This window comes from Moorena sp. SIO3I6, assembly GCF_010672095.1.
The window spans coordinates 1-15,981 of sequence record NZ_JAAHHU010000020.1 but is presented as its reverse complement, the minus strand read 5'-3'; the positions used below and the strand labels follow the sequence as shown (position 1 = coordinate 15,981).

At 44.7% G+C, this 15,981-nt stretch carries 15 protein-coding genes and 1 pseudogene; 11 read left to right on the top strand and 5 right to left on the bottom strand.

Annotated elements, in window-relative coordinates:
* From F6K49_RS53255 to F6K49_RS53250, 5 genes and pseudogenes are all read left to right on the top strand, one after another.
* Window positions 1–363 (top strand): annotated as a pseudogene (locus tag F6K49_RS53255) (hypothetical protein); the annotation flags it as partial.
* Window positions 364–808: 445 nt separating this feature from the next.
* Window positions 809–1,321: a 2-amino-4-hydroxy-6-hydroxymethyldihydropteridine diphosphokinase gene (gene folK, locus F6K49_RS08705; RefSeq protein ID WP_075899966.1), complete on the top strand. Its 513-nt coding sequence runs from the start codon at window positions 809–811 to the stop codon at window positions 1,319–1,321.
* Between the two features lie 64 nt (window positions 1,322–1,385).
* Entirely contained in the window at window positions 1,386–2,117 is a 732-nt protein-coding gene (tmpR, locus tag F6K49_RS08700) for a bifunctional dihydropteridine reductase/dihydrofolate reductase TmpR (RefSeq protein ID WP_075899968.1), read from the top strand.
* Between the two features lie 22 nt (window positions 2,118–2,139).
* Window positions 2,140–3,042: a dihydropteroate synthase gene (locus tag F6K49_RS08695; RefSeq protein ID WP_293086678.1), complete on the top strand. Its 903-nt coding sequence runs from the start codon at window positions 2,140–2,142 to the stop codon at window positions 3,040–3,042.
* A 76-nt stretch (window positions 3,043–3,118) separates the two neighbouring features.
* Complete coding sequence (locus tag F6K49_RS53250) at window positions 3,119–4,393, top strand: transposase (protein ID WP_366514149.1); 1,275 nt, start codon at window positions 3,119–3,121, stop codon at window positions 4,391–4,393.
* A gap of 203 nt (window positions 4,394–4,596) precedes the next feature.
* Here F6K49_RS53250 and F6K49_RS08685 read toward each other — a convergent pair whose 3' ends face one another.
* From F6K49_RS08685 to lysA, 3 genes are all read right to left on the bottom strand, one after another.
* The gene (locus F6K49_RS08685) at window positions 4,597–5,337 is read right to left on the bottom strand and encodes an isoprenyl transferase (RefSeq protein WP_293017925.1); all 741 of its coding nucleotides are present in this window, start codon (window positions 5,335–5,337) and stop codon (window positions 4,597–4,599) included.
* 5 nt (window positions 5,338–5,342) lie between these two features.
* Window positions 5,343–6,263: a diadenylate cyclase CdaA gene (gene cdaA, locus F6K49_RS08680; protein WP_293017924.1), complete on the bottom strand. Its 921-nt coding sequence runs from the start codon at window positions 6,261–6,263 to the stop codon at window positions 5,343–5,345.
* A gap of 162 nt (window positions 6,264–6,425) precedes the next feature.
* Window positions 6,426–7,847, bottom strand: a complete 1,422-nt coding sequence (gene lysA / locus F6K49_RS08675) for a diaminopimelate decarboxylase (protein WP_293095839.1) — start codon at window positions 7,845–7,847, stop codon at window positions 6,426–6,428.
* 64 nt (window positions 7,848–7,911) lie between these two features.
* Here lysA and rimI point away from each other — a divergent pair, with 64 nt between their 5' ends.
* The 6 genes from rimI (at window position 7,912) to F6K49_RS08645 (ending at window position 14,734) form a co-directional block, all read left to right on the top strand.
* Window positions 7,912–8,514, top strand: a complete 603-nt coding sequence (gene rimI, locus F6K49_RS08670) for a ribosomal protein S18-alanine N-acetyltransferase (RefSeq protein WP_293095836.1) — start codon at window positions 7,912–7,914, stop codon at window positions 8,512–8,514.
* A gap of 141 nt (window positions 8,515–8,655) precedes the next feature.
* Entirely contained in the window at window positions 8,656–11,124 is a 2,469-nt protein-coding gene (locus tag F6K49_RS08665; RefSeq protein ID WP_293017921.1) for an ATP-dependent Clp protease ATP-binding subunit, read from the top strand.
* A 172-nt stretch (window positions 11,125–11,296) separates the two neighbouring features.
* Window positions 11,297–11,500 carry a DUF751 family protein gene (locus tag F6K49_RS08660; RefSeq protein WP_075903966.1) on the top strand — a complete coding sequence of 68 codons (204 nt, stop codon included), beginning with the start codon at window positions 11,297–11,299 and terminating at the stop codon, window positions 11,498–11,500.
* A 74-nt stretch (window positions 11,501–11,574) separates the two neighbouring features.
* The gene (gene rbfA, locus F6K49_RS08655) at window positions 11,575–11,973 is read left to right on the top strand and encodes a 30S ribosome-binding factor RbfA (RefSeq protein WP_008179934.1); all 399 of its coding nucleotides are present in this window, start codon (window positions 11,575–11,577) and stop codon (window positions 11,971–11,973) included.
* Window positions 11,970–13,730 (top strand): glycoside hydrolase family 3 N-terminal domain-containing protein, encoded by a 1,761-nt coding sequence (locus F6K49_RS08650; RefSeq protein ID WP_293095833.1) that lies wholly within the window; start codon window positions 11,970–11,972, stop codon window positions 13,728–13,730. Before rbfA ends, F6K49_RS08650 begins: the two co-directional genes overlap by 4 nt.
* 761 nt (window positions 13,731–14,491) lie before the next feature.
* The gene (locus F6K49_RS08645) at window positions 14,492–14,734 is read left to right on the top strand and encodes a DUF4327 family protein (RefSeq protein ID WP_070395448.1); all 243 of its coding nucleotides are present in this window, start codon (window positions 14,492–14,494) and stop codon (window positions 14,732–14,734) included.
* Between the two features lie 373 nt (window positions 14,735–15,107).
* On the opposite strand, the gene F6K49_RS08640 is transcribed toward F6K49_RS08645, so the two are convergent.
* Together F6K49_RS08640 and F6K49_RS08635 are read right to left on the bottom strand one after the other, a co-directional pair.
* Entirely contained in the window at window positions 15,108–15,500 is a 393-nt protein-coding gene (locus F6K49_RS08640) for a hypothetical protein (RefSeq protein WP_293017914.1), read from the bottom strand.
* Between the two features lie 218 nt (window positions 15,501–15,718).
* A partial coding sequence (locus tag F6K49_RS08635; RefSeq protein ID WP_293095830.1) for a hypothetical protein occupies window positions 15,719–15,981 on the bottom strand: 263 nt, incomplete at its 5' end.

The window sequence follows — 15,981 nt, the reverse complement described above, 5'->3', positions numbered from 1 at the left end:
TGCATTTTTCCGACTTGCTACACCCTCTATTATGTCCTAATTATCCCTTTCTTTGCTATAGCAGCGATTCCGATTTTACCAGGAGCAATAGAAACTGTAGAAGCAGGAATAACTAGTTCTATTCACCCTAAAAATTTACAATTATCTATCTACATCAAGAATAGATTAGACGTTAGTCATTTCCCTAACTACCAGTTGTTATTTGATCCTCAAACCTCTGGTGGAATCCTAGCAGCTATTCCAGCGGAAAAAGCTGATGAATGTATTAATAAATTGAAAGCTTTCGGTTATAAAGAAAGCTGCTTAATTGGTCGGGTCATCCCAGCTCCAGAAGCTAAATCGAGAGCGATTACTATTATATAGCAGTTCTCAATTGGGTGAGGTACTTTCGTTCTTGGTTAATGATAGTAGGTAGTAGGCAGTAGGGATGGAGCGCAGTCTTAGGGGTTTACCTGATGAGCAACTTCCTAAGAGATTGCTCTTCACAAAGTTGAGCGAGCCATCGGCTAACTGCCTGTTGTCATGGAAAATCTTTATCCTCTCTAGATTAGCTCTTATTCCTTTCCAGATTCTAGCTAAAGTACCAATAAAAGCCGATTATCCTCTAAAATCATCAGTAAATGTAGCCCCTGCTAATCTCTGCCCAAGGCTAACACATGGGTTGTAGTGATATGCCTAGGTATTATTGCTAGTTAATAGCAGTTAGTCAGAATAGCTTAAAATTTTTTTCGAGCTATTGAATCTTTCTATGGTATTATAAATGTTTGTACAAGAGTAGCTTGCCACCAATTCTTCTGTCAGGAGCTGTATGGTATCTAATTCCCAAGTCTTATCAACTAGCAAAAGTACCCTTAGTGCGATCGCACTAGGTAGTAACCTCGGTGATTCTCAAGCCACCTTAGAAGCTGCTCTGATTGAACTCGATCAAACTCCAGGGATTACTGTCAAAACCCGCTCCAGTTGGTACAAAACTAAACCTATTGGACCTGTGCAACCAGATTATATCAATGGTTGCGCCCTAGTGGACACACAAGTAAGTCCCCAAAAGTTGCTAGAGACTCTGCTAGAAACAGAGCAAAAGTTTGGTAGAGTTCGTTTGGAACATTGGGGAGCAAGAACCTTAGATTTAGATTTAATCTTGTTTGGTAACCTGATTCTAGATACCCCTGATCTAATCATACCTCACCCACGCATGAGAGAGAGAGCGTTTGTGTTAGTGCCCTTGGCCGAAATCGCTCCTGATTGGATAGAGCCAGTCTCAGGAATGAAAGTTTCCCAACTTCTCGAAAGGTTAGATATTTCCGGAGTTACTCGGTATTAATTCTTAGGATATCAAATCTGGTTGATGGACTATATAAACTGAAAAACAATGGTGAACAAAGACAATGCTGAAAAAAGCTTTAGTTACTGGTTCAGCAGTGGGAATTGGAAAAGCGATCGCTCTCGATTTAGCTAGTAAGGGATTTGATGTTGCATTTCACTATAACCGCAGTGAAGAAGCAGCCAAGCAAGCTTCTGAGGAAGCAGCGACTCACGGAGTAAAAGCGATCGCCCTACAAGCAGATATCACCAAACCAGAGCAAGCAAAGTTATTGGTAGAAAATGCAGCAGCACAACTAGGGGGTTTATCAGTAATTGTCAATAATGTAGGCAACTATTTTAGTAAACCCACTAGCCAAATATCAGTAGAAGAGTGGCATTCTGTAATTGATTCCAACCTCAATACTACTTTTTATGTCACTAGTGCCGCAATTCCCTACCTGAAGTCCGCAGGTTGGGGTCGCATTGTTAATATTGGTGCTGCCAGTGCCCATAATGTCACTGCCCGTGGTACTAATACAGCTTATATAATCGCTAAAACTGGCATCATTATTTATACTAAGTCCCTTGCTAAAGAGCTAATTGCAGATAAAATTACTGCCAACGTGGTATCTCCAGGAATAGCAGAGAATTCCTTTGAATACGATGATGATTGGCAGGATGCTATGCCTAACTTACCAGCAAAACGCCCTGCCAGTTTGTCAGAAATTGTCCATGCTGCTTGTTTTTTTATCAGTCCTGATTCTGATTACATCACAGGACAAGTAGTAGAAGTTTCTGGCGCTTGGAGTTTATAGTTTTAGTAAATAGAACAATATTTTGAATAGGATAAACATGCTGACTCTCGAACATCTATACGACATTCATGAACAGTATAAGGATGCCTTAAGCGTAAAAGTTGAAGAATTTACCATTGGCAACAAACATTTGAATTTTAATTCTGAAAAAGCTATCTTAGGAGTAGTCAATCTTTCTAGTGATTCTTGGTACAGGGAAAGTGTCTGTTTAAGTTCAGAACAAGCGATTCGTCGCGGCATCATGTTAAAAGCCCAAGGAGCAGATTTTGTAGATATTGGTGCTGAATCTTCTTTGCCCCATGCTGAGAGAGTAGAAGATGTGAGGCAACAAAGTAAAATTTTGCCTGTGTTGGAAGCCCTCCATCAAGAAGGTGTGTTAACTTCTATTGAAACCTATTATCCTCAAGTGGCTAGGGAATGTTTAAAAGTTGGAGCCAATATCATCAATTTAACGGGTTCCCAAGACAATCAGGAAATTTATCAACAGGTATCGGAGTTTGATGCTGGGGTGATCATCTGTTACGTTCAAGGAAAAAACGTCAGAGAAGTTGATAACTTTGATTTTGGCAACGATCCAACAGACTTAATGTATGATTATTTTGCCAAAGAGATTGAACTAGCTACTAAACTTGGTGTTAGGAAAATTTTTGTTGATGCCGGGTTAGGTTTCTACTACAAAAATCTTCAAGACAGCGCCCTACGCATTCGTTTTCAAATGAAAACCTTTTTAAATACTTTTCGTCTTCGGAAATTGGGTTTTCCCGTGTGTCATGCCCTCCCCCATGCTTTTGAATGTTTTGGGGAAGAAGTCAGAAGTGCTGAACCTTTCTTTGCAGTTCTAGCAGCATTAGGAAAAACCGATTTGTTTAGAACTCATGAAGTTCCTAAAATTAAAGCTGTTTTAGATACTCTTAGTTTATTTTAAATCAAAACTAATGACCTCAACGACATCACATTTTTAAGATTTCAAGAGTAGATATCATGAGTCTCGAATAGAGTATATGGCAACAGGAGAGTCTCCAACCTGTGATGTCATTTCATCTGAAATGCCTTACTGGGAAAATAATAGGCTAATTTTTCCTTTTCTAATTAACGACTGGAAGCATGTCTATTATATCGACTTTCCTCTGGAATTTAAAAATACACAGAAACCCCATATATCTGTCTTAATTGGGATTGCAATGGCTGAAATTTACCGCCTTTGTGAAATCTGTACGCCTCAGATAGTGCAAGTTCCTTGGTATAGTTGCCTTCCGTGGGAATCAGATTGGTGGAATGAGGACATTTATTGGTATCTCCAGCAAAAGTTTTATCTGGAAAAATGGAGTTGGGATAGAATGCCTCGAATAGAGTTTTCCCGAAGTGAGCTAGAGAATTCTTGGTCACCATCAGTAAAGGATTCCTATCTTCTTGCAGTCAGTGGAGGTAAAGAAAGTACCTTTGCCTTTGAGTGGATGCAGCGAGCTAACCTGACCATGGAAACCTTTACTCTACACCATGCTGGGGGAATACTAGGAGACAATTGGCAGAAAAAGTTCCCAGTATTCGAGCCCATAAGAAAGCGATCGCACCTTTGGGAAATACTTACTCATCCTAGGGAAGATCCTGCTCAACATTTTGATTATAAGGGGGTACGTAACGATCCCACAATTACCAATGCCTTGTTCGTTATGATGATTATTGCAGCACAGCAGGGGCATAAGTTTCTGGTGCTAGCAAATGATAAAAGCTCCAATGAATCTAATGCCACCTATCAAGGACGTAGCGTTAATCATCAAAGTGCCAAGGGCAATGCTTACATCGAACGTTTTAATGATTTCTTGGAGCGCAAGGGTTTGCCATTTCGCTATGTTAGCATCTGTGAAGAGGTTTACTCTATAGCAACAGTTCAGCAACTATCCCTTTGGAACAAAAGCATCCTGAAGGATCTTACCTCCTGTAACGAGGCGCAGTGGGCTCCCGGCTCCTCTCGGTGGTGTTGTGGCTGTCCTAAGTGTGCTTTTTCCTTCGCGTTGATCGAAGCTGCAACAGATTATGATTTTGCTATCGATGTAGTGGGAGAAGACTATGTCTATGGTTGGATTTTAGAAACTGTTATGCGCTCAGATACTGTCAAAGGTTTTGAGGTCTTACCAAGACGTTGGGTTGTGGAACGGACTTTCGGATGGTTCAACTGGTGTCGTCGTCTCAGCAAAGATTATGAAGTTCTACCAGCAACTTCTGAAACCATGATTCGAGTTGCCATGATTCGGATTATGCTTAGACGTTTAGCGTAGTCAATCACTTTTCAGACATCCTCTTAGTAGGTGAAGGGTCTGCAGTCGTTGAACGTTATAAGGTTGTCCCTTGTAGCGTGGCCTTTTGGCCAAGGTTAGAAGGTTGAAAGTTATAAGGTTGTTCCCTAGGCGAACAACTAAAAAACCTACCCTACAAGGAACGCCAAAAGCGAACAACTAAAAAACCTTTCACCATTCTTATCTTAGACTTTTCCAAACCGACGTTCACGCTGCTGATAAGTAGACAAAGCACGGTGAAACTGTCCACGGTCAAAATCCGGCCATAGGGTATCTGTGATGTAAAGTTCCCCATAAGCCATTTGCCAAAGTAGGAAATTGCTCAAGCGCATTTCCCCACTAGTGCGAATTAGCAAGTCTGGGTCACAGATATTGGCAGTGTAGAGATGGCGTGAAAATAGGGCTTCGTCAATGTCATCTGGTTGGATGTGACCAAGTTGGACCTGAGTAGCAATGGCTCGACAGGCTTGTATAATTTCCTGGCGGGCCCCGTAGTTAGTAGCCACAGTAAACTGAATGCCAGTATTATTGAGAGTTTCATTCATAGAATGCTCAATTTGTGCTTGCAACGATTGCGGTAAGGCGGTCAAATTTCCCACAAACTGAATCCGAACATTCTCCTCCATCATTTCTTGAAGTTCTCTAGCCAAAACCCGCTCAAACAAGGTCATCAGAAACTCCACCTCTTCTAAGGGGCGTCCCCAGTTTTCTGTAGAAAATGCATAGGCGGTCAGGGCTTTGATTCCCCAATCATCACAACAACGAAGTAGTTTTTTGAGAGCCTCCACCCCTTGCCGATGTCCTATAACTCGAGGTAGTCCCCGGCGTTTTGCCCAACGACCATTACCATCCATAATCACTGCCACATGCCTAGGCAAACGGTCTGGTGAAAGGTCGCTTGGTAATTTGTTTAGGATAGTTTGCATAGCAGTTATTTTTTCTCTTGAGACGTTGATGATGGAAGACGGAGGAAACGTGAAACTAGCACCCGTCCCTGGGACTTGAATTGGCGACCTAGGTTGCGTAGACCTGGAGCAACTACCTCACGATCCACGACTGGGGAAAATCGTTCCTCTAGCAATTGTTTGAGTCTCGTGCTAGTTAGTGGTCGGTACAATCCTCCTTTTTCCGCCAAAGAAATTGAACCCGTCTCTTCAGATACAACAATACAAAGGCAATTTTCGACACGTTCTGTAATTCCCATCGCAGCCCGATGGCGGGTCCCCAGCTTCCGAGAGGCTGTGCGCTCAGAAAGAGGCAAAATTACCCCCGCAGCTACAACCCGAGAGCCACGAATTAATACCGCTCCATCGTGTAACAACGTAGTTGTTTGGAAAATGGTTTGCAGTAGTTCTTTAGAAATTTCAGCATTTAGCTGAACACCCGGTACAGAAACATCCCGCTCATCAATTGGACCATTGGTTTCTAAAGTTATCAAAGCGCCAACTCGATTTTGAGACAACTCTTTGACCGCGTCTACGATTTCATTGATTACACTGTCAGGCTTAGGAGTGGGACGTCGTTGTCCTTGAAACAACTGCACAATCTCTCCTCGACCTAACTGTTCAAGAAATCGACGAAACTCTGACTGGAAGATGACAGCCATTGCCACAGCTGAGCCAACCACCAACTTTTCTAGCACAAAACTCAATAGCGTCAACCCTAACCTATTACTTACTGCTGCGGCTAACATCAGGACAATTAGCCCTCGCACCATCCATAAGGTGCGGCGCTCCCCAATGATGAGGAGCACAAGATAAGTAAGGGCTAGAACCAACCCAACATCGATGCTGTGAAGCAACAATGACTGAGCCCAGCTATGGTCAGTAACAGGACCCGGCAACGGAGGCATTGAACGTTCAGGAAAGAATTAAGGATGGAGATGGAGTCGAACTGGCTTGATTTTAGCGTCAGCTAAGTGATTAGCTCTTAAAAAGTTAATGGTTAATGATTGGCGGTTAGCCAAAAGTCAACCACCAACAACCAATAGCTTTTAGCTTTTAGCTTTTAGCTTTTAGCTAATTTCTGCTCTGGGTCTGAGTCGTTCGGGCAAACGATCTAGGCGAATTAAATCTTGGTAAGTTTCCCGCTGCACAATCACCTGGGCTTCTCCGTCCTTGACTAAAACTGCTGCTGGTCTGGGTAACCGATTGTAATTAGATGCCATGCTGTAATTGTAGGCACCAGTAGCCATTACCACCAAAATATCTCCTGGCTGAGTTTGAGGTAAGGTAGCATCTTTAATCAAAATGTCCCCTGATTCACAATGTTTACCAGCAATTGTGATTTTTTCGGTTAGGGGAGCTGACATCCGGTTGGCAATCACAGAGCGATAAACGGATTGGTAGGTAATCGGACGCGGATTATCTGACATACCTCCATCAACTGTCAAGTAAGTCCGGATTTCGGGGATGACTTTAGAACTCCCCAGAGTGTAGGCGGTGACACAGGCTGGACCAACAATGGAACGCCCGGGTTCCGATAGCAGTTTCGGTAGGACGAGTTGCCGAGAAGTGCAAGCAGCAACAACGGAGTCACAGACTCCCTTGACCCAATCATCAATACTAGGGGGGTCATCGGATTCTAGATAACAAATCCCTAAGCCTCCTCCTACATTGATCTGTTCTACTGACAAACCGTAGTCAGCCGCTTTAACAATACACTCCACTAGCACTTTCGCCAGATCTTGATGGGGTTGGCTCTCAAAAATCTGAGAGCCAATGTGGGCGTGTAAACCAACAAAGTTGAGGGTTGGGTGTTGGCTGATAAAGGTAAAAACTTCATCCCAGGTATCGGGATCAAAGCCAAACTTACTGTCTAGGTGACCCGTGCGAATGTAATCGTGGGTGTGACACTCGATCCCTGGGGTCAATCGAATCATGATCCGGATACTCTCTTGTGGTAACGAAGCCAGGGCTTTTAACTCCAGCCAGTTATCCACTACGATGGTGCAGCCACTCTCGGTAGCTAGCTCCAGTTCACTGGTAGATTTATTATTGCCATGGAAATAGAGTTTGTCAGCACTAACACCAGCTTGTAGAGCAGTGTAGAGTTCACCACCAGAAACCACATCGATTCCGAGGCTTTCAGAGTTTGCGATCGCACAAATTGCTAAACAATTCCAGGCTTTAGAAGCGTAGAGGACTAGAGATTCTCCGGGGTAGTAGTTAGCAAAGGCTTCGCGATACTGATGACAAGCAGTTCTAAAGGTTACTTCGTCCACAATGTAAAGGGGGGAGCCAAATTGCTCGACTAGAGTCGTCACATCGCAACCACCAATTTCCAAGCAGTCACGGCTGTTAACTTTGGCGGTTAGAGGTAGCAGTTTCTGATTCGGTGAGGGGTTTGACCCACCATTGTTTTGGTCTGGAGTGATAGATGAATTGAGATACTGAAGCCCTGAATTCTGAACCTGAGTGGGTTGAGTCGATAGCATTATGTAATTATTTTCCTGATTTGGCTTTACAGTTGGAACTTGCGTCTCGTTAATCAGTGTACAATTGAAGGCTGTGACTGTCTTAAAACTTAAACCCCTCAAAGCAGAGCACCTAAGTGCTGCAGTGGCACTGGATCAGCTGTGTTTTGGTGGACTTTGGACTCGGTCGGGTTACGAGCGAGAGTTGGATAGCCCCAACAGTCAGTTGTTGGCTTTGGAAGCTCCTCCAAAAGGGGGCAAAAAAGAAACTTTCCTTGAAGGCACAGGTGTTCCCATCACCTCATTACCCAATTGCCTGGTAGGCTTAGGTTGTTTTTGGTCAATTTTGGAGGAAGCCCATATTATTATTCTGGCAGTGCATCCTGACTACCAACGTCAAGGTTTGGGTCAATTACTGCTTTATTCATTGCTACAGGATGCTAAACAGCGTAATTTAGAGTGGGCAACCTTAGAGGTGAAACCATCTAATCAAGCAGCACTAGCTCTTTACCAAAAGTTCGGCTTCACTGAAGCTGGACGACGTAGAAACTATTACAAAGACACTGGGGAGGATGCTCTGATTCTATGGCGAGGGGGTCTGAAAAGCCCTGAATTTGAGAAAACAATGGCCGATTGTTACCAGGAAATTAAACAGCGCTTGGCAGCTATTGACCTGGAAATTGGTTAATGGCTAATAACTAGAAATGGCATCGGAAGTAAGTAAATAACTGTTTCAATTGCTGGGAGTTGTGTAAAAATCAACGGTGGGCTGATTTACCTGTGCTAGAATCAGCTTACACGGGCATGCAACAGGTGATGGGAATACGCCATGTTTGAACGCTTTACAGAAAAAGCCATTAAGGTGATCATGCTGGCTCAGGAAGAAGCACGTCGCCTAGGTCATAATTTCGTAGGCACAGAGCAAATCCTCCTGGGTTTGATTGGAGAAGGAACTGGCGTAGCTGCCAAGGTCCTCAAATCTATGGGCGTAAATCTCAAAGACGCTCGGATTGAAGTTGAGAAAATTATTGGCAGGGGTTCCGGCTTCGTTGCTGTCGAAATCCCCTTTACCCCCAGAGCAAAGCGGGTTCTGGAGCTATCCCTAGAAGAAGCTCGCCAGCTAGGCCATAACTACATTGGTACAGAACATCTGCTACTAGGGCTAATACGGGAGGGAGAAGGCGTAGCGGCTAGGGTTTTGGAAAACCTAGGAGTAGACCTGTCTAAAGTCAGAACCCAAGTTATCCGAATGTTGGGTGAAACGGCGGAAGTCACAGCAGGAGCCTCTCAAGGTCGTACAAAGACTCCTACTCTCGATGAGTTTGGCTCGAACCTAACCCAGATGGCTAGTGAAGGCAAGCTAGATCCAGTAGTAGGACGGGAAAAGGAAATAGAACGGGTAATCCAGATATTGGGACGCCGTACCAAGAATAACCCAGTATTGATCGGAGAACCAGGGGTAGGAAAAACGGCGATCGCAGAAGGCTTAGCCCAACGAATCGCTAACAATGATGTTCCAGACATTTTGGAAGAAAAGCGAGTCGTTACCCTCGATATTGGCTTACTGGTCGCTGGAACAAAATACCGGGGTGAGTTTGAAGAACGCCTGAAAAAAATTATGGATGAGATTCGTCAGGCATCTAACGTAATCCTGGTGATTGACGAGGTTCATACCCTGATTGGTGCAGGTGCAGCTGAAGGCGCAATTGATGCGGCAAATATCCTCAAACCAGCCTTAGCAAGGGGAGAATTGCAGTGCATTGGAGCGACAACTTTGGATGAGTACCGTAAACACATTGAGCGGGATGCAGCCCTAGAACGTCGTTTCCAACCAGTAATGGTCGGTGAACCGTCAGTAGAAGAAACTATTGAGATTCTATACGGCTTGCGGGAGCGCTACGAGCAACACCACAAATTGAAAATTTCCGATGAGGCTCTCGAAGCAGCAGCAAACCTCTCAGACCGTTATATTTCCGACCGTTACCTGCCAGATAAGGCCATTGACCTGATCGATGAAGCAGGAAGCCGAGTGCGTTTGATTAACTCCCAGTTGCCCCCAGCAGCAAAAGAGCTAGATAAAGAACTGCGTCAGGTCCTAAAAGAAAAAGATGATGCGGTACGCTCCCAGGACTTTGATCGAGCTGGGGAACTACGCGATCGCGAAATGGAAATAAAGGCGGAAATTCGCTCAATTGCCCAAAGCAAGAAGAACGAATCTCGGGGTACTGATGAAAGCCCAGTTGTAGATGAAGAGGACATTGCTCACATTGTTGCCTCTTGGACTGGTGTGCCGGTACAAAAACTGACTGAATCAGAGTCAGAAAAACTACTGCACATGGAAGATACCCTGCATCAGCGCCTGATTGGTCAGGAAGATGCGGTTAAAGCCGTTTCCCGAGCAATTCGTCGAGCCAGGGTAGGCTTAAAGAATCCCAACCGTCCTATTGCCAGTTTTGTCTTCTCTGGACCTACAGGGGTCGGTAAGACAGAATTAGCTAAGTCATTGGCAGCTTACTTCTTTGGGTCTGAAGAAGCCATGGTGCGCCTAGATATGTCCGAATACATGGAGCGCCATACCGTTAGTAAGTTGGTAGGTTCGCCTCCTGGATATGTGGGCTACAACGAAGGTGGTCAACTAACTGAAGCAGTGCGTCGTCGTCCTTACACAGTAGTGCTGTTCGATGAAATTGAAAAGGCACACCCAGATGTGTTCAATATGCTGCTGCAAATCCTAGAGGATGGCAGGTTGACTGACTCCAAGGGTCGGACGGTAGACTTTAAAAACACCCTGCTGATCATGACCTCCAATGTCGGTTCCGAGGTGATTGAAAAGGGTGGCGGACAACTGGGCTTCGAGTTCAGCGATAATAAAGCGGAATCCCAATATAATCGAATTCGAAATCTAGTCAACGAAGATCTTAAACGGTACTTCCGCCCAGAGTTTCTGAATCGTTTAGATGAGATTATCGTCTTCCGTCAGTTGACTAAAGAAGAAGTCAAGGACATTGCCAAGATTCTGCTAAAAGAAGTGTTTGGTCGTCTGTACGAACAAGGCATTACTCTAGAAGTCAGCGAGAAGTTCAAAGACCGTTTGATCGAAGAGGGTTACAACCCCAGCTACGGAGCCAGACCATTACGCCGAGCCATCATGCGGTTGTTGGAGGATGTGCTGGCAGAAGAAATTCTCTCCAGTCGCATTAAGGAAGGAGATATTGCCTATGTTGATGTCAATGAAGAGGGTAAGGTGCAAGTCAGTCGTAAGGAAAACCGAGAGCTTTTGCCTCAAGGAGTTGAGTAAGTGATTGTAGGGTAAAGCCCCTACTTATCCTGTGCTAACTCCCATTAATCCCCCCTTACTAAGAGGGGGGAAATTTTTGGCATTGTTTATAACAAATTAGCAGAATACGTACGGAAGAACCTAAAAAAGTGCTACCAGTATTAAAAATGGCACTATAAGAGTTTATAGGATAATGGAAGACTTTTTTAAAAATGTATCTCGTTACCCACGCTATCTAATCAGTATTACTCTAGGGATATTCTATTCCGTGTTTTTGCTGGTAAAACCACTACTGAACCGCCCCCTAACTGCGATCGCATTAATTGGCATAGCCGTAGGAGTTTCTCTATTCATGGTTTTCACCCTACGTGGGATGCTCGGCTTCAGTCCGGTTTAGACTAGGTTTAGACTAGGTTTAGACTGGGTGCGCGCAGCTTTCGATGATGCCCATACTTTAACAAAGGGAACGTCATGACTACAAATCGCCGTGTTTTTCGGGTTTCCTCCTTAATTCAGCAGGAGGTTAGTCAAATGTTGCTTAACGATATCAAAGATGACCGGGTCGGTAGTGGGATGGTTAGCATTACCAACGTTGATGTCTCTGGCGACTTGCAGCACGCTAAGATCTATGTCAGCATCTATGGAACTGATGAGGCAAGATCTAAAACAATGGCTGGATTAAAATCAGCTACAGGTTATGTCCGCCGAGAACTAGGTCGGCGGATTCGCCTGCGCCGCACACCAGAGGTCATGTTTATTGAAGACCGTGGTCTCGAAGGAGGCGATCAGATGCTGAACTTACTGAATCAGCTTTCTCAAGAACGCCAGAGCAAGCAACTCGAAGACGATATTTCTGGAGCACAAGCTTGAATTCTCTCCCAAAGTCACTGCCTGATCTAAAAAACCTTTCCCTAGCAGAACAGGTAGCGCAAATGGTAGTGGTTCGAGCATCCGGCTACCTATTTGATCACCAAATTCAGTATCCGATTTGGGAACCCCCAGCTGAACAATTGCAGCGTTGGTTGCAAGAGTTAGGTATTGGGGGTGTTATTTTACTAGGCGGGAGTGCTGTGGAACTCGCCCTCAGGTCGAAACAACTCCAAGAGTGGGCAAAAATTCCCTTACTCATAGCTGCTGATATTGAAGAAGGTGTGGGTCAAAGGTTTGCCGGTGCCACTTGGTTTCCTCCACCGATGGCACTGGGAGCGATTGCCCAAAACGATCCTGAGCCAGCTTTGCAGTATGTCCGTACCATGGGAGAAATCACGGCTACTGAAGCGTTGGCCATTGGGATTAACTGGATCCTGGCACCAGTTGTTGATGTCAACAACAATTCCCAAAATCCTGTTATCAATGTCCGGTCGTTTGGTGATAACCCTCAAATCGTTAGCCAATTGGCTTCTGCCTTTATCCAAGGAACCCGACAGTATCCAGTCTTAACCACTGCCAAGCATTTTCCCGGTCATGGGGATACCGCGACAGATTCCCATCTGGATTTACCAGTCTTGCCCCACTCACCCCCCCGACTAGCTACGGTTGAATTGCCTCCCTTTACCAATGCGATCGCTGCTGGGGTAGATGCCATCATGACCGCTCACCTCCTAATTACAGCTTGGGATGACCAACACCCAGCCACCCTGTCATCAGCGATTTTGACTCAACTGTTGCGCACAGACTTGGGATTTGAAGGATTGATTGTGACCGATGCTCTAGTGATGGGGGCAATTGCTAATCGCTATGGTGCCGATGAAGCCACAGTCATGGCTGTAGAAGCCGGTGCTGATATTCTCTTGATGCCCGTTAATCCCGAAACAGCAATTCAGGCAGTGTGTCAAGCAGTCGAACAGGGACGGATCTCACGGGAGCGGATTCAGGCATCAGTAGAGCGCATCAGTCGTGCAAAACGTAAAGTGGGATATCACTCTCAAAGAGAGGGTTTAGAGGAAGACTCCGCTGCACAACAAATACCATCTCTACAAAACCCGCCCTCACAACCTGTCCTGGAGTCCAGCTTAGACGATGATCCAGCTCAACAACCGATAACATTTCAACCCAACCCCAATTGGCTGTCGCAACTAGCTCAACCAACCACCCTAACGACTGTAGCCGATATTCTCCAGGCTTCCCAGATAACTAGAGGTTTTTTAGCTTCAGCATCAATACCCAGCAGCAGTAATCAACCGTTACGTAATCTAATTTTGGTCGATGATCTCTTAGCTTGTGACTTTTTGGGACAGCACACACCAGCAGTCGCTTTACCAAGAAGGCTGGGTTACAAACTCCAACTGGTTGATAGTCACACGACCCTACCTTCGGAAGTAGTCGATAATCCTGTTGGTGCTAAATCTACTCTGCTACAGCTATTTATCCGAGGTAACCCGTTTCGGGGTAGTGCTGGATTGACAGCAGTAGCTAGGGCATGGTTTAAGATGTTGTTAAAAACTGGGAATTTACAAGCTCTGGTGATTTACGGTAGTCCTTATGTCTTAGAGCAGTTCCTACCAGAGTTGCCACCGGAAACACCATATGTATTTTCTTACGGGCAGATGCCAGCAGCTCAAGCGATCGCTCTTAAAGCATTGTTACCCGAAAGCTCAACAATAGATACTTTTGTGAGATTTATTTAATTTTTATGGAGTTTTAAGCTAATTTTTGCCAATTTGCCCCTCTACAGCTTGATCAGAGGACAAGATGGATATGAACTACTGCAATACCGATAGTAAAGATTTTTTTTAAAAAAGACGGAAATATAACATAACCATATAGCTCTGGTCAATTAATCGGAGTTGACAAAATACCCAATCCAATCTATTAAAACAGCAATAATTCCAGCTGTACTGCTATTCCCTATTCCCTGATTATTGAGAGACTCTTTATAAAAGACTATTTATAAAGTAAATCTTAATACAGCTAGAGTAATGAAAATGGGTGGGTTACGGTGGACAGCTCTGTTATAAGATGAGCTTTTATCTTGGTGCGCGTTCACGCTTGTCGGGAAACCCGACCGGGGTCGGATCGCTACAGCACTCGCCCCCTATCCCACCCATTTAAGCTTTATTTAACAAACAGTCTCTAAAATATATCCGATATTGTGATTACTTAACCAATGCAGACAGGTTTGACAGCCAGGTGGTCCATAGAGAGACAGGGGGTTTGAGAGGAAGGTAGCTCCTACAGCCAATGACCAATGGCTCAGTCATAACCCAGTAGGCATTTTAGCTGAGCATGGGTTAGACTTTGACAACTTGCCCAAGGTATTTGAAGATCCTTATCAACAAATCTTGGTCAATGGTAACTTCTTATACTGAAATAATTTTAGTTCACAGTAAATAAATTTGGATTAATATAATCGTATCCCCGTTTTTTAGATCAAGCTGATAAGATATCCATGAGTGTTAACACAGTGCCATCTACCCCTTCTATCCGTTACTCAATCGATGTGATCCAAGACGAAGCACGTCGCTTGGTGGATAAAGGATTTGTCAGTCGTCAACAGCCCATTTACGTTCTTTGCCAATATATTCCAGCTCGAGAATGGCTGTGTGTGGAGTGTGAGCTAGAGCAGTGCGAATTCCTGCTAAGAGACCGCATTGCTGACCTGATCGGTTCTCAACAATGGGAAAATGACTAAGGGACCTCAGTCAAACGGCATAGAAGCTGATCCTTAGACAAAAAAGTGCGATCAAGTCGGTAACCAGCAAAACCCCATCAATGCCACCGATAAAGGCTATAGTGACTTACCGGATTGGTTGGGCAACCGTCAGCGGTTGAGTAGATCTCAGCAAACTTCAGGGAATGGTGTTGGGGAGTAACAAAGCTGCCATTTTTAGTAAAAAGCCTTGAGTTGATGGTATCTCAGCGCTGAGTGGGTAAATCCATGTTTATGGGAACAGAAATGTCAGAGATTGAGCGGAGTTTCTGTTTCCCGTGCTTGATTTCTTGCCTATTAGGCTCCCGCTCTAGTCTCCCACTCAGACCTGAGTTTTTTCACGCTCCGCGTAAATCTAACTATTACTGTCTGATTTACGCAACTCCTCTAACTCCTTACGAAGATCAGCAAGTTGTGTTGTCAGTTCCTCAATATCATCCTGTGCATTGGACTGAACAGGATTGTTAGATGATGGTGCAGTAGGATCACTGGAGGTACCTGTTGTCGGTGGATCCACGGGATTACCTGGTTGATTCCACATCTGCTCAATAAAACGTCGGGCTTCAAGTTCAGTAGTCTCTCCTTTTTCCGCCCACTCAGTCATCTGTTGATTGAAATCTGACTGAAACTGAGCCAGACTTTCTTCACGCTTGTCAGGGTCTTGCAGGGTTTCAACGAAAGAGGCTGTTGCCCCCAAGGAGGCGCGAAACCCAGTTTGCAGTAATTCCAGGAGATTGTTGGAGTTCATTTATACTAACGATTTCCCATAAATTTTTTCTTAAGAACGTCCCACGGACGTGCAGTTCATCTGCTATGGAAGAGCCGAAACGGTTAACAAATTCTTCCCCATCTTAACCATCTCCCCCTGTTGCCTCTGACCCGCCTGTTGCCTCTGACCTTAGTTTCTTGAGAGACATTAGGCAGGATCTGACACGACAACAGTTGCTGGAAATGACACCCAAGCCTTCAGCTGACTTGTTCCAAATACAGGTTAACATCTTCTACCACACGAGTCAGTTCAGCTTCCGTACTCAAGCGGATGCGATCATCTCTGAGAGTAATTAAGACAATAGCCGCAAATGGAGAAGGATAGATATTGGGATTGCAGAAAATCTCAAGAAAGACATCCCCAGTAAATTGGTACTCCATCGGTTTTTGAGGCTTGGGTCTACCACCACTAGATACCTGAGCAGCAGCTTTCAGACTCTGCATCAGTTGGTAAAGCTCAC

Coding starts and splice junctions, on each gene's coding strand:
- F6K49_RS08640 (WP_293017914.1), bottom strand. CDS start 15,500: ATGAACTCCAACAATCTCCTGGAATTACTGCAAACTGGGTTTCGCGCC.
- tmpR (WP_075899968.1), top strand. CDS start 1,386: ATGCTGAAAAAAGCTTTAGTTACTGGTTCAGCAGTGGGAATTGGAAAA.
- F6K49_RS08645 (WP_070395448.1), top strand. CDS start 14,492: ATGAGTGTTAACACAGTGCCATCTACCCCTTCTATCCGTTACTCAATC.
- F6K49_RS53250 (WP_366514149.1), top strand. CDS start 3,119: ATGGCAACAGGAGAGTCTCCAACCTGTGATGTCATTTCATCTGAAATG.
- cdaA (WP_293017924.1), bottom strand. CDS start 6,263: ATGCCTCCGTTGCCGGGTCCTGTTACTGACCATAGCTGGGCTCAGTCA.
- lysA (WP_293095839.1), bottom strand. CDS start 7,847: ATGCTATCGACTCAACCCACTCAGGTTCAGAATTCAGGGCTTCAGTAT.
- F6K49_RS08685 (WP_293017925.1), bottom strand. CDS start 5,337: ATGCAAACTATCCTAAACAAATTACCAAGCGACCTTTCACCAGACCGT.
- rbfA (WP_008179934.1), top strand. CDS start 11,575: ATGACTACAAATCGCCGTGTTTTTCGGGTTTCCTCCTTAATTCAGCAG.
- F6K49_RS08660 (WP_075903966.1), top strand. CDS start 11,297: ATGGAAGACTTTTTTAAAAATGTATCTCGTTACCCACGCTATCTAATC.
- F6K49_RS08665 (WP_293017921.1), top strand. CDS start 8,656: ATGTTTGAACGCTTTACAGAAAAAGCCATTAAGGTGATCATGCTGGCT.
- folK (WP_075899966.1), top strand. CDS start 809: ATGGTATCTAATTCCCAAGTCTTATCAACTAGCAAAAGTACCCTTAGT.